Genomic DNA, 19,023 nt, shown 5'->3' on the forward strand with positions numbered 1-19,023 from the left:
GCCGATTCTTGCACAGGAAAGGTGAATCACGCGGCAGACAGACGCAGTTCGCGCGATAATCTATGGCTCACACCCGTACACAGTGCCCAGCCATGCTTGATCCAGCCCTTCTTCGCCAGCAGCCCGCCGAACTTGCCGAACGCCTGCGCAGTACGCGCGGCTACGTGCTGGATGTGGCCGCCTTCGAATCGTTGGAGGCTGACCGCAAGCGCATCCAGGTGCGCACCCAGGAGCTGCAGAGCCTGCGCAACAGCCGCTCCAAGTCGATCGGCCATGCCAAGGCCAAGGGCGAGGATGTGTCGGCGATCATGGCCGAAGTGGCCGCGTTCGCTGATGAGCTGAAGAGCTCCGAGGCGCAGCTTGACGTGCTGCGCGAGCAGATCGAGACCCTGTCGATGGGTATCCCGAACCTGCCCGCCGCCGATGTGCCGGCCGGCAAGGACGAGAGCGAGAACGTCGAGCAGCTGCGCTGGGGTACCCCGCGCGAGTTCGATTTCCCGGTGCTTGACCATGTAGAGCTGGGCGCCCGCAACAACGGCCTGGACGCGGAAACCGCCGCCAAGCTGTCCGGTGCGCGTTTCACCGTGCTGCGCGGCTCGATCGCCCGCCTGCACCGTGCGCTGGGTCAGTTCATGCTGAACCTGCACAGCAACGAGCATGGCTACGAAGAAACCAATGTTCCGGTGTTGGTGAACGCCGACTCGCTGCGCGGCACCGGCCAGCTGCCCAAGTTCGAGGAAGACCTGTTCAAGACTGCGCTGGGTGAATCCACCCGCTACCTGATCCCGACCTCGGAAGTGCCGCTGACCAATATCGTCCGCGACGAGATCATCGACGCCGAGCGTCTGCCGTTGCGCATGACCGCGCATTCGATGTGCTTCCGTTCCGAAGCTGGCAGCGGCGGTCGCGACGTGCGCGGCATGATCCGCCAGCACCAGTTCGAGAAGGTGGAGCTGGTCAGCGTGTGCGCCGCCGAAGACAGCGAAGCCGAGCATCAGCGCATGACCGGCTGCGCCGAAGCGGTGCTGCAGAAGCTGGGCCTGCCGTACCGCAAGGTGCTGCTGTGCACTGGCGACATGGGCTTCTCGGCGATCAAAACCTACGATCTGGAAGTCTGGCTGCCGTCGCAGCAGACCTACCGGGAGATCTCCTCGTGCTCGAACTGTGGTGATTTCCAGGCGCGCCGCATGCAGGCGCGCTGGCGCAATCCCGCCGGCAAGCCAGAGTTGCTGCACACCCTCAATGGCTCGGGCGTGGCCGTAGGCCGGGCGATGATCGCGGTGATGGAGAACTACCAGAATGCCGATGGCTCGATCACCATTCCCGAAGTGCTGCGTCCGTACATGGGTGGCGCTGAACGCATCGCCTGAGCGCGGGCTGAGTAGTGCCGAGCCATGCTCGGCAACGGCCTGCCCGATAACGCATCGGTGCCCGTGCCCACAAGGCTCCTGACCCTTGTGGGAGCGGTGTAAACCGCGAAGCTAGATCAGCTGGAATTGCAGAAAAGCCCGCAATCGCAAGGATTCCGGGCTTCGCGGCTCACGCCGCTCCCACAAAAGCAGGCAGCCAAGCACTGGTAGTGCCGAGCCATGCTCGGCAGAAGCCTGCTCGATGGCGCTTCAATCGCTACCCCCAACGCTGCAAAGCTGTAGCGCCTTGTAGGAGCGGCATCAGCCGCGAAGCCAGCAGCGCAGAAATTGCACGAAAACCGTCGACCACAAGGATCGCCAGCTTCGCGGCTGACGCCGCTCCTACAACAGCGTGCCGCCCCCGGACGCTTTGGCCTTCAAAAATGAATGGCCGTCGACAGCGTTTGGCAACCGACACCCTGAACCTCCAATCAGGACTGTTTGGGGTCTGATTTGTAAATACAGGACAAAGGTGATTAAATTTACCGGTTCGTTCCAATGATGGGCTCAATCCATGCAGGACCTCAACGACCTCTATTACTTCGCCATGGTGGTCGACCATGGCGGTTTTGCTGCCGCCGAGCGGGCGCTGGGCATTCCGAAGTCACGTCTCAGCCGGCGCATCAGCCAGCTTGAGACCGATCTTGGTGTGCGCCTGCTGCAGCGTTCCACGCGGCGCTTCGCGGTCACCGATGTCGGCATGAGCGTGCATCGGCATGCGCAGACCATGCTGGCCGAAGCACAGGCTGCACGCGAGGTCGTGGACAGGCTGAGCGCCGAGCCGCGCGGACTGGTACGTGCCAGCGTGCCGGTGTCGCTGGCGCAGATGCAGTTGCCCAAGCTGCTGCCCAAGTTCCTCGAGCAGTATCCGAAGGTGCGGCTGCAGCTGAACATCAGCAATCGCCGCGTCGACATCATCAATGAAGGCTACGACGTCGCCCTGCGCGTGCGTTCGCGCCTGGATGACGACGGCAGCCTGGTGATGCGCAGCTTCGGCCAGGTGCAGGAACTGTTGGTTGCCAGCCCGGCATATCTGGATCGGGCAGGGCGGCCGGCATCGCCGGAAGACCTGGGCAACCACGTGACCCTGAGCATCAGCGAAGACGAGGCGCGCCAGCGCTGGGAGCTGCACGGGCCGGGTGGTGAAGTGCGCCGGGTCGAGCTTCAGCCGCGCGTGGCCGGCTTCGATTTCCCGCTGCTGCAGGCGATGGTCAAGGATGGTTTTGGCATCACCATGCTGCCGGAAACTGTCTGCGCCGAGGCCGTGCGCAACGGCGAGCTGGAAGTGGTGTTGCCGGACTGGTCGCTGCCGCAGGGCATCTGCCATGCAGTGTTCGCCTCGCGGCGCGGGCTGTTGCCGGCGGTGCGGGTGTTCATCGACTTCCTGGCCGAGCACCTGCCAACCGAACTGGAGGCTTCACGCCTGCACTGTGGCGGTGCCTGCGAGCGGGCCAAGGAAAAGATCCGCGCGTCGATGGCCGGTTCGCTGGCAATCGAAGCTGGTTGAACAAAAAACCCCGCAGGCATGCGAGAATGCGCGCCCCGGAGCGTTATCCGAGGAAGCACTACGTTACGGGCAGATGGCCGAGCGGTTTAAGGCACCGGTCTTGAAAACCGGCGAAGGGTCAAACCTTCCGTGGGTTCGAATCCCACTTTGCCCGCCAGATATCCAGAGAAGCCGCTGACATCAGCGGCTTTTTTGTGGGTGACGGCAGGTCACCTGGCCAGCTGCTCGCAGCGGAATGACACCGGTTTCGGTCAAACCAGACAGTTCCGCTGGTAAAATGAACACAGCTTGGGGGAGCTGCGCGCCCGGGCATGCGTGGGTTCGTCGCGGCAACACCTTCAAGCGTCCGCGTTGGGATCCATGGATTTACGAAAACTTATTTTGGTGCTCACCCTGATCGGAGCACTGGTGCCGTTCGCCAACACCTTCTATGCAGGCTACACCGTGCAGCGGCAGCAGCTGGTGGACACGACGCTGGACGGTAACTACGCCTACGCCAACAAGCTGGCCAAGAGCACCGAGGACTTCCTGCAGGCGTCCCAGCTGCAACTGGCCTACACGGCGCAGCTGCTCGCGATGAAAATGGACGATGTCTCCCAGCTGGGGGAAGAAGCCGCGCGCCTGCGCATGATGAGCAAGAGCTTCAATTCCATCACCATCTTCGACGCCGGCGGCAAGGTGCTTGCGACCTCTCCCGAAACCTTGGGATTGCAGGGGCGGGTACTCAGCAGCGAGGCGGTGAAGACTGCCTTGCGTGAGAAGCGGCCGTTGATCAGCGCGCCGTACCAGTCCGCGACCGGCAATTTCATCGTCTTCATCAATCACCCGATAGTTTCGCCGTCCGGCCGCTATCTTGGTGCGATCGGTGGTGCGATCTACCTGCAGAAGGAAAACATCCTTGATCGCCTGCTCGGGCAGCACTTCTACGTGGATGGGTCCTACCTGTTCGTGGTCGACAAGCAGAAGCGCATCATCTATCACCCGAATCCGGACCGGATCGGTGATTTCGTGGAGAAAAACACCGTGGTCGACCGCGTTGCCTCGGGCGAGGCCGGGAAAGGACATGCGGTCAATTCACAAGGCGTGAAAATGCTGGCTGGCTACGCGCCGGTCGCCTCGACCGGCTGGGGCATCGTCGCCCAGCGCCCCGAGGAGGTCACGCTCGCCCCCCTGACCCAGCTGATGCAGAGCACTTTGTACCGGGCGCTGCCAGCAACGATTCTGACCTTGATCCTGGTCCTGTGGAGCGCGCGACTGATTTCGCGTCCATTGCGCTTGTTGGCCGATGGGGCGCGCAACATGGAAGATCCGTCCTCGGCCAAGGACATTGGCTCGGTGAAGTCGTGGTATTTCGAGTCGCGCGAGCTCAAGAAGGCCTTGCTGGTCGGTGTGGATGCCATCCACAAGAGCTTCAGCAAATTGCGTGAAGACACCACCACCGATCCGTTGACCAAGCTGGGCAACCGCCGTCGCCTGGAGGAAGCACTGGCGAACTTCGAGAGCCAGGGCAATACGTTCTCGGTGATCTCGATCGACATCGATCACTTCAAGCGGATCAATGACGGCTATGGCCATGACGTCGGTGACGCGGTCCTGCAGCAGCTTGCGCAGCGCATGCGCGAGGCCTGCCGCGCCTATGACGTTCCGCTGCGTGTCGGCGGCGAGGAGTTCCTGATCCTGCTGCCTTCCACCACCTCGGCAACAGCGGCGCAGGTGGCCGAGCGTCTGCGTGTGGCGGTGGCGGAGATGAAGATCGCCAAGGTCGGCGCGATCACGATTTCGCTGGGCGTGGCCAACTGGCCGCAGAGCAGTTTTGAGATAGAAGCCGTGCTGAAGGCAGCGGATGAGATGCTGTATGCATCCAAACGCGGTGGCAGGAACCGGGTTTCGATGCAGCAGCGTGAGAGTGCCACGACCTCATAGCACCAGGATTGCCTGTTCCGGAGATGCAGCGAGGCCGCGTGTTGGCCTCGATGCGGTTCATTCAAATTACTCGAGCCGTCCAGAACCAATGCTGGGCGGCTTTGTTTGTTGGAGCGGCGTCAGCCGCGAAGCACGCGGTTCATCAGGCAACGTCAGCTTCGCGGCTTACGCCGCTCCCACAGGCAAACGCCTGCTGCTCGGGCCGTGAAGCAGCAGGCAGCGGTCATCTGCGCTACCCTTGCGCCGCTTCCATTCCCGTGTTCCCAGCATGTCCCAGATTGATCCAGCCCTCAACGACGAACAGTGGATGCGCCACGCGCTGGCGCTGGCCGATCGTGCGCAGCGCGAGTTCGATGAAATCCCGGTTGGCGCGGTATTGGTGGGTGCCGATGGCGCGTTGCTGGGCGAGGGCTGGAACCTCAATATCGCCAACCATGACCCCAGCGCGCATGCCGAAATCGTGGCCATGCGCCACGCCGGCAAGGCGCTGGGCAATCACCGTCTGATCGGCAGCACCTTGTACGTGACACTGGAGCCCTGCGCGATGTGCGCGATGGCCTTGGTGCATGCGCGCATCGCACGCGTGGTGTTTGCTGCCACCGATCCCAAGACCGGCGCCTGCGGCAGCGTATTCGATCTGCTTGCCGACCCACGGCACAACCATCGCGTGCAGGTGCAGGGTGGGGTGCTGGCACAGGAGGCCAGCCTGCGCCTGACCAATTATTTCCGGGCCAAGCGCGGGCGCCCGCTGCTGACCCCTGGCGATCTTTGACGCAGCCCCTACCGTGGGCAGGGGTATCATGTGCGCTTCGATATTCCGGCCGCGCGGTGCTTGACCGCCGGCCCCAAGCATGAGGCAGCACATGGCGGACAACAGCGCGGGCAATGATCGGTTGATCTGGATTGATCTGGAGATGACCGGTCTGGATACGGACAACGATTCCATCATCGAGATCGCAACCGTCGTCACCGACGGTCAACTCAATGTGTTGGCCGAAGGCCCTGAGTTCGCCATCAACCATTCCCTCGCCACGCTGGAAGCGATGGACGAATGGAACCGCAACCAGCACCAGCGCTCCGGCCTGTGGCAGCGGGTGCTGGACAGCACCACCACGGTTGGCCAGGCCGAAGCCAGGACCATTGCCTTCCTGCAGGACTGGATCAAGGCCGGCGCCTCGCCGATGTGCGGCAATTCGATCTGCCAGGACCGGCGCTTCCTGCACCGGCAGATGCCGCGGCTGGAGAAGTACTTCCATTACCGCAACCTGGATGTCTCCACCATCAAGGAACTGGCCAAGCGCTGGTCGCCTGCAGTGGCGGCTGGGGTCACCAAGACCTCCAGCCACACCGCGCTGAGTGATGTGCATGATTCCATTGCCGAGCTGCGCCACTATCGGAAGTTCATGGGCGTGCTGGCGGGTTTGCCGGAAGCAGGCTGAATCAGATGAACGAGCTTGCTCTGCGTCTGCATGACAACGCGCAGGATCTGGCCGATCTGGAGCGTGCGGTAGGCTTGCTCGAGTCGCCCACGCTCACCGCCAAGATGGCCAACCTGATCGGCGGGCCCTTGGAGTTCGCGGTGCGCAAGCTGCCCAATGCGGTGTCTTCGCGCATCCAGGGTGTCACCGAGGCAGCCTTGTACAAGGCTGCGCAGACGGCACTGTGGACGATGGACGACAAACAGCCCGGCAAGCCGGCATCGCCGCGCCTGCACAAGCTGGCGGCGGCAGCGTCCGGTGCGCTGGGCGGGGCGGGCGGCCTGCCGGCGCTGGCAATCGAATTGCCGCTGTCGACCACCATCATCATGCGCGCGGTGGCCGACGTCGCCCGCAGTGAAGGTTTCGATCTGAACGAGATGGCGACCAGGCAGGCCTGTCTGGAAGTGTTCGCGTTGGGTGGCAATTCCGGCCAGGACGATGCCAGCGAGACCGGCTACTACCTGGCGCGTGGCTTCACCACCGAGGTGATGCGTCATCTGTCGGCGGAGTTGGCCGGTACTGCGATCAGCGGCAGCCACGGCGTGCTGCTTGGGTTGGGCCCGAAAGAAGCCGGCAAGTGGCTGGCCAGGATCGTCGAGAAGATCGCCGCCCGCTTCGGTGTGGTGGTATCGGAGAAGTTCGTCGCGCAGGCGGTACCGGTGATCGGTGCGGTGGCTGGCGCGACCTTGAACACCATGTTCACCGCTTACTACCAGGACATGGCACGCGGGCATTTCATCATCAAGCGGCTGGAGTCGAAGTATGGCTTCGATACGGTGAAGCTGGCCTACGGCGGGATTACTGGCCGCCTGCGTCTTTGATACGGCCCTTCCTGCGCGGGTAGTCTGCCAGGGCATTGCCTTCACCTGTTGCGAAGCCCATTCTGGCTAGCCTGTGTCCTTCCTACGGAGCGAGGTGGTCATGAGCCAGTACAAGATCGCGGTTTTCGTCGGCAGTCTGCGCAAGGAATCCATCAACCGGCGGCTTGCGCTGGCGCTGGAGAAGCTGGCCGGTGATCGCGTCAAGTTTGACTACATACAGATCGGTGACATCCCGCTGTACAACCAGGATCACGATAGCCAGTTCCCGGCGCAGGGTACGCGCATGAAGAACCAGGTGCGTGCCGCCGATGCGGTGCTGTTCGTCACTCCTGAATACAACCGTTCGATTCCCGGCGTGCTGAAGAACGCCATCGATACTGCCTCGCGCCCATACGGCGACAACGCCTTTGCCGGCAAACCGGCAGCGGTGGTCGGCACCTCCATCGGTGCCATCGGCAGCGCCCTGGCCCAGCAGCACCTGCGCAATGTGCTGGTGTTCGTCGATCTGGCGGTGATGCCGCAGCCGGAGGCCTTCCTGCACTTCAAGGACGGGTTGATCGACGCCGATGGCAGTATCAGCAACGATGGCACACGCCAGTTCCTGCAGGGCTTTGTCGACAAGTTCCTGGCCTGGATCGAGCGCCAGCACCGGGCCTGAGGGTACCGTCGGCAGGGCGGTGCAGATGCTGCCCATGCGATAATCCGCACCCGGCGCTGCAACGGCGTCGGGTGCTTGTTTCTGTATGCCAGCCCAACCCCACGCCCATGCAGGCTTGGGTTGTGGACAGGTTATCCACAGACTTGTACGTATCCCGGTGGGCAATGCCCACCTACCATGGCCGCACGGCCTTATTGCAGGAATAACGCTTTTCATGTCCGCCCGTACTGGTTTCCGTTCCGACCGCGATCGCGGTGACCGCAATGACCGCTCCGATCGCAGCGAGCAGCGCATCGATGCCTTGCGTGTACCTCCTCATTCGGTAGAAGCCGAGCAGGCTGTGCTGGGTGGCCTGATGCTGGCACCCGAGGCCTATGACCGGGTCAACGAGGCGCTGACCGACAAGGACTTCTACCGGCGCGACCACCAGCTGATCTACCGCGCGATCCGCGAGCTGTCCGAGCGTGATCGTCCGTTCGATGCGGTGACCCTGGGTGAATGGTTCGAGTCGCAGGGCAAGCTGGACATGGTCGGCGACGGCGCGTACCTGATCGAACTGGCCAGCACCACGCCGTCGGCCGCCAATATCGGTGCCTATGCCGAGATCGTGCGCGACAAGGCGGTGCTGCGGCAGCTGATCCAGGTCGGCACCGATATCGTCAATGACGGTTTCCAGCCCGAAGGCCGGGACAGCGCCGAACTGCTGCAGACCGCCGAGAAGTCGGTCTTCGCAATCGCCGAACAGGGCGCGCGCGGTCGCACCGATTTCGTGGCGATGCCTGGCGCACTGAAAGACGCTTTCGAGGAACTGCGCAACCGCTTCGAGAACGGCGGCAACATCACCGGCCTGCCGACCGGTTACAACGATTTCGACGCGATGACGGCCGGCCTGCAGCCGACCGATCTGATCATCCTTGCCGCGCGTCCGGCCATGGGCAAGACCACCTTCGCCTTGAACATCGCCGAGTACGCGGCGATCAAGTCGAAGAAGGGCGTGGCGGTATTCTCGATGGAAATGTCCGCATCGCAGCTGGCGATGCGCCTGATCTCGTCCAACGGCCGCATCAATGCGCAGCGCCTGCGTACCGGCCAGCTTGAGGACGAGGACTGGAGCCGCGTCACCGGCGCCATCCGCATGCTGAAGGAAACCAAGATCTTCATCGACGATACGCCTGGCGTGTCGCCGGAAGTGCTGCGTTCCAAGTGCCGCCGGCTCAAGCGCGAGCACGACCTGGGCCTGATCGTGATCGACTACCTGCAGCTGATGAGCGTGCCGGGCAACAGCGAAAACCGCGCCACCGAAATCTCGGAGATCTCGCGTTCGCTCAAGGGCCTGGCCAAGGAGTTGCACGTGCCGGTGATCGCGCTGTCACAGCTCAACCGCTCCTTGGAAACCCGTACCGACAAGCGCCCAGTGATGGCTGACCTTCGCGAATCCGGCGCTATCGAGCAGGATGCGGACATGATCGTCTTCATCTACCGCGACGATTACTACAACAAGGAAAATTCGCCGGACAAGGGCCTGGCCGAGATCATCATCGGCAAGCACCGTGGTGGCCCCACCGGTTCGTGCAAATTGAAGTTCTTCGGCGAGTACACCCGCTTTGACAACCTGAGCCACGATTCGGTCGGTTCATTCGAGTAAGCGGGAGCTGCTGCATGTCCACCGCCATTGTCTGGTTCCGCCGCGATCTGCGGCTGCGTGACAACCCGGCGTTGCAGGCCGCGATTGAAGCCGGTCATGAGATCGTGCCGGTCTACATCCATGCGCCGCAGGAGGAGGGCGCATGGGTGCCCGGAGCGGCTTCCGACGCATGGCTGCATCATTCGCTGCAGCAGCTCGACGCGCAGTTGCGCGCCATCGGCTCGGCCTTGCTGCTGCGCAGCGGCGACAGCATGGCGCAGCTGCAGGCGTTGATTGCTGAAAGCGGCGCGGTAGCGGTCTACTGGAATCGCAAGTACGAACCTGCCACGCAGCCGCGTGACGCAGCCATCAAGCGTGGCCTGCGCGAGCAGGGACTGCAGGTGGAAAGCCATAACGGCTATCTGCTGTTTGAACCTTGGGAACTGGCCACGCTGCAAGGTGGCCCGTACAAGGTGTTCACGCCGTTCTGGCGCAACGCGCTGACCCGTTGGCGTCTGCCTGCCTTGTCCGAAGCGCCGCGCAAGCTGAGCTCGCCAAAGCTGTCAGGCTTGCCCTTGCAGGCGCTTGCGCTGGAACCGCGGCTCGGTTGGGATGCCGGTTTCTGGGAGCACTGGCAGCCTGGTGAGGGCGGTGCACAGGAGGCGCTGGAGGTATTCGCCGACGGTGCGCTCAATGGCTACCGCGAGCAGCGCGATCTGCCGGATCGCACGGGTACGTCGCTGTTGTCGCCACACCTGCATTTCGGCGAGATCGCGCCGTGGCGTATCGCCCATGCGCTGGAAGGCATGCGCAGTGCTGGCCGTGATGCGGATATCGATGGCTACATCCGCCAGCTGGGTTGGCGCGAGTTCTCCTGGCATCTGCTGCACCACTTCCCGCAGACCAGTGACACCAACCTCAATCCTCGCTTCGAGCGTTTTGCCTGGGAACCGGCGCAGCCGGAGATGCTGGCGGCCTGGCAACAGGGCCGCACCGGTATTCCCATCGTCGATGCAGGCATGCGCGAATTGTGGGCGACCGGCTACATGCATAACCGCGTGCGGATGCTGGTGGGCAGTTTTCTGTGCAAGCACATGCGCATGCACTGGAAGGAGGGCGCCCGTTGGTTCTGGGACACCCTGGTGGATGCCGATCTTGCAAACAACAGCATGGGCTGGCAATGGATCGCCGGCACCGGCGCGGATGCTGCGCCGTATTTCCGCGTGTTCAATCCAGTGACGCAGGCGCAGAAGTTCGATCCCAATGCGCGCTATATCAGCCGCTGGGTACCGGAACTGGCCGCGCTGCCGCTGAAAGCACGGTTTGCGCCCTGGCAGTTCCCGCAGCTGCTGGCGGAGCTTGCGCCGAGCTACCCGACCCAGCCCTTGGTGGATCTTGCAAAGGGACGGGACGAGGCCTTGGCTGCGTACCAGCGCTGTCGCTGACACAGGCTTAACGTGCAAGACAGTTAGATGAATGGACACCTGTGACGAAGGTTGAGGATCACGCAGGTGGTGCGTCGTGATGTTTATGCTTGCCCGGCAAATCCACGCTGGCCAGTCCGGCCTATCAGGAGACTCAGATGACCACCCTTACTGTTGTTCGTAATCTTTCCATTGGCTTGGTGGCGGCAGCCGTCCTCTCGGCCTGTGCTACCGGTGGCTCGTATGTGCAGCAGGACCAGTACGGCAATCAGACCCAGCAGCAGAACAAGACCGGCAAGGGCGCGTTGATCGGTACGGCCATCGGCGTTGCGGCGGGTCTGCTCAGCGGCGGCGATGCCACCGAGCGTCGCCAGCGCGCAATGGTCGGCGCCGGTATCGGCGCACTCGGCGGTGCGGCTATCGGCAACTACCAGGATCGCCAGGAACGCGCACTGCGTGAGCGTACTGCCAACACCGGTATCGACGTGCAGCGTGACGGTGACAACATCACCTTGAACCTGCCCGACGGCATCACCTTCGATTTCAACAAGACCACGTTGAAGCCGCAGTTCTATGGCGCACTGAATGGTGTTGCCAGCACTTTGAGCGAGTACAACCAGACCATGATCGAAGTGGTCGGTCACACCGACAGCATTGGTACCGATGCGGTGAACAATCGCATCTCCAAGGAGCGCGCCGATGCAGTAGCGGCGTATCTGTCGGCACAGGGCGTACAGCGCGAGCGCATTGAAACCCTGGGCGCAGGCAAGGCCTATCCGATCGCCGACAACAGCACCGATGCAGGTCGCGCGCAGAACCGCCGCGTCGAGATCCGCGTGATCCCGCTGCGTTCGTGATCGAAGCGGCTGCTTGATGTTGTAAACGAAGGGCCGCGTAAGCGGCCCTTTTTTTCTCCCTCCCTTGCGCCGCAGGCGTAGGGGAGGGCGGGGGAGGGGTAGCTTCGGCCGTTGCTGCGGCTGTTGTTCAGGCTGTTGCTGCTGTTGCTGCTGTTGCTGTTGTTGTTTTGGCTTTGCCTTGGCTTTGGTTTTGCTGTGCTTTTGCGCTTGCTCTGGCTACAGCTTTTGCTCCCTTCTCCCGCTTGCGGGAGAAGGTGGTGCGCAGCACCGGATGAGGGGGCTTTTGCTCTGGCTCTGGCTCTGGCTCGCGGAAAGTCCACTGCGCGCACTGCGGAAGCAAGGGCAAAAGCAAAGCGAAAGCTACCCCTCCCCAACCCTCCCCTACGCCTGCGGCGCAAGGGAGGGGGCAGGGCCAAAGCTAAAACCAAAGCCAAAGCCAAAGCCAAAGCCAAAGCTACTCCGTCACCACCACGCTGTTGCGGCCCTTGCCCTTGGCTTCATACAAGGCGGCATCGGCGCGCGCGAACCAATCCTGCCAGCGCTGCTCACCGGCATACATCGCCGCTCCTATCGAGATTGTGATGCGACCTCCTGGGCCACGCAGCGATTCATACACCGCCTTGCGCAGGCGCTCGGTGAACCGGAGCAAGGCCTCATGGCTACCGGTATCGGCAAGAATCACGAACTCCTCGCCGCCAAAACGAAACACCTGGTCGTTCTCACGCAGTTCAAAGCGCAGGATCGCGGCCAGGTCGGACAGGGCGGTATCGCCGGCGCCATGGCCGTAGTGATCATTGACCGCCTTGAAGTTGTCGATGTCGATCACCACCAGGCCTTGCCGGTAGCGTTCATCGCGGACGCCATCGATATGCGCCTGCAATGATTTTTCCAACGTGCGCCGGTTGGGCACGCCGGTCAGTGTATCCAGCGATGCCAACATTTCCAGTCGCGTGCGGTCGCCTTGCAGGCGATGGGAGAAGTGGTAGCCAAAACCGAACACCAGCACGATGACGATCAGTGCCTGCAACTGCGGGGCATGCCCCAGCAGCAGGTCTGGCATCAGCAACAGGCCGGCAACCAGCGTCAGGTTGAGCGGGGTGGCGACCTGGTTGCGGACGATGAAGAAATTCGACATCAAGGCCAGGTAGGACCACGGCAAAGCGTCGTTGCCCAACTGCCGGGCGGAGAGCAGGCAGCCGCCCACCGTCGCCACGCATAGCAATACGCCGCCCAGTTCCAACCTGGGCTTGCGCTGATGGATCCATACGCTGGCCAGCAAGGCCAGCGCCGACAACAGGCAGCTGACTCCGGCAGCAATGCGTTGCCCGTCAAACCAGAGCCAGGTCGCGAAGAACAACAAGGCCAGCGTGGTGACTGGAGCAATGGTACGCAACGGCACGCTGCGCAATGCCTGCGGGAGGGACGGGTACGACTTCGTGGAAGCTTTCCGGTCCATATGGCGCGAAAGATAGCAGCGGCAATGTGTTTTCCGTATTCACCTGAATAGCGGTACTCAGCCGCTGGCGGGCTTTGTGCAGATGGAGTACAAATGTACTCCATGACTGACCTCAGCCCGCGCCGTGCCGCCATCCTTCGCTATATCCGTGACCAGGTGAATGGGCACGGACAGGCACCGTCATTGGCTGAAATTGCTGCTGCCTGCGGCTTGGCGTCGCGCGGCGCGGCACGCAAGCATGTGCTGGCCTTGAGCGAGGCTGGCCTGATCGAGGTGGCTACGGGTCAGGCCCGCGGGATTCGCCCAGCGGGCCAGACCCCCCGGGCGGAGCTGCTGCAGGTGCCGGTATTGGGGCGGGTCGCGGCGGGTGCACCGATCGGCGCCGATGCGGAGCTGGTGGATACCCTGGCACTGGATGAGCGCCTGTTTGCCGCGCGCCCGGATTATCTGCTGCGGGTGCAGGGCGATTCGATGATCGACGACGGTATTTTCGATGGTGATCTGGTCGGCGTCAGGCGCAGCAGCGATGCGCGCAACGGCCAGACGGTGGTCGCGCGGCTGGACGGTGAGCTGACCATCAAGCGGCTCTCACGCAGCGGCAACCAGCTGCGGCTGCTGCCACGCAACCCGGCGTATGCGCCGATCGAAGTGCAGCACGATCAGGACTTCGCCATCGAAGGCGTGTTCTGTGGTCTGGTCCGACGTGGCTGATGGGCGCGGTTGTTGCCCTCGACAGCCTGCTGCACGAGCGCCGGGTCTGGCGTGGTCGGCCTGCGCCGCTGCCGGCCAGCCGCCAGCCGACGGGTCATGCGCTGCTGGATGAGGCGCTGCCTACCGGTGGCTGGCCGGAGTCCGCGCTGAGCGAGATTCTGTTGCCGGCCGAAGGTGTCGGTGAGTTGCAGCTGCTATGGCCCTCGCTGGCCCGCTTGACCCAGGCTGGTGAGCGCGTGGTGCTGGTGGCACCGCCGCATGTTCCGTATGCACCGGCCTGGCAGGCGGCGGGTATCGACCTGCGCCAGTTGCAGGTGGTGCAGGCCAATGAGCAGCGTGATGCGCTATGGGCGACTGAACAATGCCTGCGTTCGGGTAGCTGCGGGGCCGTGCTGTGCTGGCCGCAGATGGCCGAGGACAAAGCCTTGCGACGGCTGCAGGTGGCAGCCGAATCAGGGCAGACGCTGGGTTTTGCCAGCCGGCCGTTGCAGGCGGCCAGGAATCCTTCGCCAGCTGCCTTGCGTATCGCCATCGATGCGCAGCCAGCGCAGCTGCGGGTGTTGAAGTGTCGCGGTGGCATGGTGCCGCCGCGCCCCTTGCCTTTTTCCCGGGGGCAGTAAGCCATGCGTTGGGCCTGCATCCTGTTGCCACACCTGGCCATGGACGGCGTGCTGCGGGGCTGCGCTGAGCCGGAGGCCGCGCGGGTGTTGATCAGTGGGCCCAGCCAGCGCCGGGTATTGCATGCGGTCAATCCCGCAGCGGCAGCTTTGGGCTTGAAGGCGGGGCAGTCGCTGGTGACGGCGCAGGCATTGGCAACCGGGTTTGAGATACACCCGTATGAGCCGGACGCGCAGTCAGAGTGGCATCGCTTCCTTGCCGCCTGGGCGTATCAATTCAGTTCGCAGGTAAGCCTGCAGTATGCGCAGTCGCTGATCATCGAAATCGAGCACAGCCTGGCGCTGTTCGGGCCGTGGCCGAAGTTCGAGGCGCGTCTGCGGCAGGAGTTGGACGCCTTGGGTTTCCGTCACCGCATCGCATTGGCACCCAACCCGGTGGCTGCCCGCGCACTGACCAATGCACGCGATGGTCTGAGCGTGGATGAGGCTGGCTTGGCCGCATTGCTCGGGCAGCTGCCGGTAGCGCGGGCTGGCTTTGGTGCCAGTGCCTCGGCGGCGTTCGCACGCATGGGTATCCGCACCGTCAAACAATTGCAGGGCTTGCCACGGGCCAGCATCAACCGGCGCTTTGCGCCGGATGTATTGCGGCAGCTGGATGCCTTGCTCGGCGAGCGGGCCTTTGTACTGCAGCCGTATCAGCCGCCGGATGTGTTCGAACTGCGCATCGAGCTGGGCTATGAAGTGGAATCCTCGCAGGCCTTGCTGTTCCCGCTGCGACGCCTGACTTCGGACCTTGCCGCATTTCTTGCCGGCCGTGACGGCAGCGTGCAGCGGTTTGCGCTGTTGCTGGAGCACGAGGACCGGCCAACCACCACGCTGGAGATCGGCCTGCTGGCCGCCGAGCGTGATGCCAGCCTGTTGTTCGAGATCGCACGCAGCCGTCTGGAGCAGGCCAGGATACCGGCACCGGTGCGCCAATTCGGCCTGCGTGCCGATCAGTTGCCGGCGTTTGTGCCGGAACACCGCGAGCTGTTCGATACCCGTCCGCAGCAGAGCATGCCGTGGGAACAATTGCGCGAACGTCTGCGCGCCCGGCTGGGTGATCAATCCGTGCACGGCCTGCGCGTACATGCCGACCATCGCCCCGAATATGCCTGGCGTGGCGAGGCTGCCCCAGCTGCAGGCCCAACAACCAACAGCCTGCCGTCGCCAGCGCGGCCAGGGTGGTTGCTGCGCACGCCACAGCCTTGGCCGGGTGCAAGCCCGGAATTGTTGTCGGCGCCGGAACGGATCGAGAGTGGCTGGTGGGACGGCGATGACGTGCGTCGTGATTACTACCGGGTCAGCACCCGCTTCGGCCAGCAGGCATGGGCGTGGCGCGAGGTAGGCGGCGAGGGCGGCTTCATGCTGCAGGGCTGGTTCGCATGACTGCCGCTTATGCCGAACTGCATTGCCTGTCCGCTTTCAGCTTCCAACGCGGCGCATCGACCGCGGAGGAGTTGTTCGCGCGGGCCAAGGCGCATGGCTACAAAGCGTTGGCCATCACCGACGAATGCACGCTGGCCGGCATCGTACGCGCCTGGCGCGCATCCAGGGAAACCGGCTTGCAGCTGATTGTCGGCAGCGAAATACAACTGGAAAACGGGGCCAAGCTGGTCCTGCTGGTGGAAGACGCCGCAGGCTACCAAGCGCTGTGCTGGTTGATAACACAGGCAAGGCGGCGGGCGGAAAAGGGCGAGTACCGGCTGTTGGCCGATGACCTGGCGGCGATTGACCGCAGCGGCCTGCTGGTCTTGTGGCTGCCTGCGGCACAGCCGGAACCTGCCGAGGGCATGCAGTTGCGTGAGTGGTTTCCGCAGCGCTGCTGGATTGCGGTGGAACTGCACCACGGTGCCGATGACGAGGCGCGTCAGCTGCAGCTGCAGGCACTGGGCGCGCAGCTGCAGCTGCCATTGGTGGCCGCTGGCGATGTGCATATGCATGCGCGTGGACGCCGGGCATTGCAGGATGTGATGACGGCCATCCGCCACCGCGTCACCGTTGCCGAGGCCGGGCAGCGGCTGTTCGCCAACGGTGAGCGGCATCTGCGTCCGTTGCAGGCGTTGCAGGCGATCTATCCAGCCGAGTTGTTGCAGCAGACGCTGTGCATCGCTGAACGCTGCGCCGGGTTCGATCTGAAAGAAGCCGTCAACTATCTGTATCCCAGCGAGGTGGTACCCGCCGGTTACACCGCACAGCGCTGGCTGGCGGAATTGGTGACGCGTGGTGCGGGCAAACGTTGGCCGGACGGTACTCCGCCGCAGGCACAGGCCCTGATCGAGAAAGAACTGGGCCTGATCGCCAAGAAGAAGTACGCCTCGTACTTCCTCACCGTGCATGACCTGGTGGCCTATGCGCGCAGCATCGGCATCGTTTGCCAAGGGCGCGGTTCGGCCGCCAATTCGGTGGTCTGCTTCGTGCTTGGCATTACCGAACTGGATCCTTCGCACAGCCATCTATTGTTCGAGCGTTTCATTTCCGACGACCGCGATGAGCCACCGGATATCGACGTGGACTTCGAGCACGAGCGGCGCGAAGAAGTCATCCAGTACGTGTTTTCGCGTTATGGCCGCGAACGGGCTGCCTTGGCTGCCGTGGCGACACAGTACGGTGGGCGCGGCGCCCTGCGTGATGTGGCACGGGTGCTCGGCATGCCAGGCGACGTGATCACCCAGCTGACCTCCTGCGTCGGCCATTGGTCGGACAGCATTCCGGAAGAGGAGCGCCTGCGCGAACACGGTTTCGACCCGGATAGCCCGCTGTTGCGCCGCATCCTGGTATTGGCCAACGAACTGATCGATTTCCCGCATTACCTGTCACAGCATCCAGGCGGCTTCGTCATTTCCGAGCGTGCCCTGCACAGCATGGTGCCGGTGGAAAACGCGGCGATGGAGGCGCGTACGGTGATCCAGTGGGACAAGGATGACCTTGAATCGCTGGGCTTGATGAAGGTCGATGTATTGGCGTTGGGTATGCTTACCGCGGTGCGTCGCTGCTTCGATCTGATCCAACGCTATCGTGGTCTGCATTTCACGCTGGCGACGATTCCGCAGGAGTGCGGTGACACCTACGAGATGATCAGTCGCGCCGATACCATCGGTGTGTTCCAGATCGAATCCCGAGCGCAGATGGCGATGCTGCCCAGGTTGCAACCTCGGACCTTCTACGATCTGGTGATCGAGGTCGCCATCGTACGTCCCGGGCCGATCCAGGGCGACATGGTGCATCCATACCTGCGTCGGCGTAGGAAGGAGGAGCTGATCAGCTATCCCTCCAAAGCATTGGAAGCGGTGCTTGAACGCACCTTGGGCGTGCCTCTTTTCCAGGAGCAGGTGATGCAGATCGCGATGGTGGCGGCGGGCTACAACGCCAGCGAAGCCGATGGCCTGCGTCGTTCGATGGCAGCCTGGAAACGCCACGGTGGGCTGGAGCCGCATCGGCTGAAACTCACCGAAGGCATGCTGGAGCGCGGCTATCCGCTGGCGTTCGCCGAGCGAATCTTCGAGCAGATCAAGGGCTTCGGCAGTTATGGTTTTCCGGAAAGCCATGCGGCCAGCTTCGCGTTGATCGCCTATGCCAGCAGTTGGCTGAAATGCCACCATCCAGCCGAGTTCACCTGCGCACTGCTCAACAGCCAGCCCATGGGTTTCTACAGCCCGGACCAGCTGCTGCAGGACGTGCGCCGGCATGGCGTGGCAACGCGGCCGCTGGATGTGCGTTACAGCGGATGGGAGTGCTCGCTGGAATGGGAACGCGACAGTGAGCGCTTGGCGATCCGCCTGGGCTTTTGCCTGGTGCGCGGTTTCAATGCGGAGGACGCATTGCGGATCGAACAGGCGAGGGCGCAGGCGGTGTTTACCGATATCGCCGATCTGTGCCGGCGGGCCGACCTGGATGCGCGTGCACGGGCCTTGCTGGCCGATGCCGGGGCTTTGCGCGGGATGGTCGGTAACCGGCATCGGGCGCGCTGGGCAATTGCCGGCGTCGAAGACCAGCGACCGCTGTTTGACGATCAACCGGCGACCGCCGAGGCTGATGTGGCCTTGCCGATGCCGAGCGTCGGCGAGGATCTGAACGCGGACTATGCCTTGTTGGGAACCACGCTGGAGCTGCATCCACTGGCCCGCCTGCGACGGCAGCTGAGCGCACGCCGTTGCCGTAGTTCCAGGGATCTGGAAAACATGCGCAGTACTGGCAATGTGCTGGTGGCCGGTTTGGTGCGCGGCCGGCAGCGGCCGGCAACTGCCAGCGGCGTCACCTTCATCACGCTGGAAGATGAGTTCGGCCAGATCAATGTGGTGGTCTGGCGGCAGCTGGCCGAGCGCCAGCGGCAGGTGTTCCTGGAATCACGGCTGCTGCAGGTCAGTGGACGGCTGGAAGCCGAAAACGGCGTGCGTCATCTGATCGCACGCCGTCTGGATGATCTGTCGCCGCTGTTGGGCAGCCTGGATGTACGCAGCCGCGACTTCCATTGAGGCATCGCTGAAGCGCGTTCGAAG

General features: G+C 63.3%; 15 protein-coding genes and 1 tRNA gene. 15 read left to right on the forward strand and 1 reads right to left on the reverse strand.

Going from position 1 to position 19,023, the window contains the following annotated elements:
* The first annotated feature begins 92 nt into the window (after positions 1-92).
* The 11 genes from serS to AC1VWL_RS00610 all read left to right on the forward strand — a co-directional run bounded on the left by serS (position 93) and on the right by AC1VWL_RS00610 (position 11,701).
* The gene (gene serS, locus AC1VWL_RS00560) at positions 93-1,370 is read left to right on the forward strand and encodes a serine--tRNA ligase (protein WP_282267032.1); all 1,278 of its coding nucleotides are present in this window, start codon (positions 93-95) and stop codon (positions 1,368-1,370) included.
* A 553-nt stretch (positions 1,371-1,923) separates the two neighbouring features.
* Positions 1,924-2,916 carry a LysR family transcriptional regulator gene (locus AC1VWL_RS00565; RefSeq protein ID WP_282267030.1) on the forward strand — a complete coding sequence of 331 codons (993 nt, stop codon included), beginning with the start codon at positions 1,924-1,926 and terminating at the stop codon, positions 2,914-2,916.
* 67 nt (positions 2,917-2,983) lie between these two features.
* Positions 2,984-3,073, forward strand: a tRNA-Ser gene (locus tag AC1VWL_RS00570).
* A 227-nt stretch (positions 3,074-3,300) separates the two neighbouring features.
* Positions 3,301-4,839 carry a sensor domain-containing diguanylate cyclase gene (locus tag AC1VWL_RS00575; protein WP_482985369.1) on the forward strand — a complete coding sequence of 513 codons (1,539 nt, stop codon included), beginning with the start codon at positions 3,301-3,303 and terminating at the stop codon, positions 4,837-4,839.
* A 268-nt stretch (positions 4,840-5,107) separates the two neighbouring features.
* Positions 5,108-5,611, forward strand: a complete 504-nt coding sequence (gene tadA, locus AC1VWL_RS00580) for a tRNA adenosine(34) deaminase TadA (RefSeq protein ID WP_482985370.1) — start codon at positions 5,108-5,110, stop codon at positions 5,609-5,611.
* 91 nt (positions 5,612-5,702) lie between these two features.
* Entirely contained in the window at positions 5,703-6,278 is a 576-nt protein-coding gene (gene orn / locus AC1VWL_RS00585) for an oligoribonuclease (protein WP_481615388.1), read from the forward strand.
* A gap of 5 nt (positions 6,279-6,283) precedes the next feature.
* The gene (locus AC1VWL_RS00590) at positions 6,284-7,138 is read left to right on the forward strand and encodes an EcsC family protein (protein WP_282267023.1); all 855 of its coding nucleotides are present in this window, start codon (positions 6,284-6,286) and stop codon (positions 7,136-7,138) included.
* A gap of 100 nt (positions 7,139-7,238) precedes the next feature.
* A complete protein-coding gene (locus tag AC1VWL_RS00595) occupies positions 7,239-7,796 on the forward strand; it encodes an NADPH-dependent FMN reductase (protein WP_481615386.1) in 558 nt (185 codons plus the stop codon).
* A gap of 214 nt (positions 7,797-8,010) precedes the next feature.
* Positions 8,011-9,441, forward strand: coding sequence for a replicative DNA helicase (locus AC1VWL_RS00600; protein WP_282267020.1), 1,431 nt, complete (start codon positions 8,011-8,013; stop codon positions 9,439-9,441).
* A 14-nt stretch (positions 9,442-9,455) separates the two neighbouring features.
* Positions 9,456-10,865, forward strand: coding sequence for a cryptochrome/photolyase family protein (locus tag AC1VWL_RS00605; RefSeq protein WP_482985371.1), 1,410 nt, complete (start codon positions 9,456-9,458; stop codon positions 10,863-10,865).
* A gap of 137 nt (positions 10,866-11,002) precedes the next feature.
* Complete coding sequence (locus AC1VWL_RS00610; protein WP_303749902.1) at positions 11,003-11,701, forward strand: YiaD family glycine zipper/OmpA-like lipoprotein; 699 nt, start codon at positions 11,003-11,005, stop codon at positions 11,699-11,701.
* Positions 11,702-12,155: 454 nt separating this feature from the next.
* Here the strand turns inward: AC1VWL_RS00610 and AC1VWL_RS00615 are convergent, their stop codons facing one another.
* Positions 12,156-13,100 (reverse strand): GGDEF domain-containing protein, encoded by a 945-nt coding sequence (locus AC1VWL_RS00615; protein ID WP_482985372.1) that lies wholly within the window; start codon positions 13,098-13,100, stop codon positions 12,156-12,158.
* A gap of 159 nt (positions 13,101-13,259) precedes the next feature.
* Here AC1VWL_RS00615 and lexA point away from each other — a divergent pair, with 159 nt between their 5' ends.
* Genes lexA through AC1VWL_RS00635 form a run of 4 tightly spaced genes read left to right on the forward strand, consistent with a single transcriptional unit; the run spans position 13,260 to position 18,999 of the window.
* Positions 13,260-13,868, forward strand: coding sequence for a transcriptional repressor LexA (lexA, locus tag AC1VWL_RS00620; protein WP_482985401.1), 609 nt, complete (start codon positions 13,260-13,262; stop codon positions 13,866-13,868).
* On the forward strand, positions 13,868-14,488 hold the full coding sequence (gene imuA, locus AC1VWL_RS00625) for a translesion DNA synthesis-associated protein ImuA (protein WP_482985373.1): 621 nt from the start codon (positions 13,868-13,870) through the stop codon (positions 14,486-14,488). The genes lexA and imuA overlap by 1 nt, the downstream gene beginning before the upstream one ends.
* 3 nt (positions 14,489-14,491) lie before the next feature.
* Positions 14,492-15,913, forward strand: coding sequence for a Y-family DNA polymerase (locus tag AC1VWL_RS00630; protein WP_482985374.1), 1,422 nt, complete (start codon positions 14,492-14,494; stop codon positions 15,911-15,913).
* Positions 15,910-18,999: an error-prone DNA polymerase gene (locus AC1VWL_RS00635; RefSeq protein WP_482985375.1), complete on the forward strand. Its 3,090-nt coding sequence runs from the start codon at positions 15,910-15,912 to the stop codon at positions 18,997-18,999. Before AC1VWL_RS00630 ends, AC1VWL_RS00635 begins: the two co-directional genes overlap by 4 nt.
* Positions 19,000-19,023: the final 24 nt, after the last annotated feature.

Source organism: Stenotrophomonas sp. STEN063 (assembly GCF_056854515.1).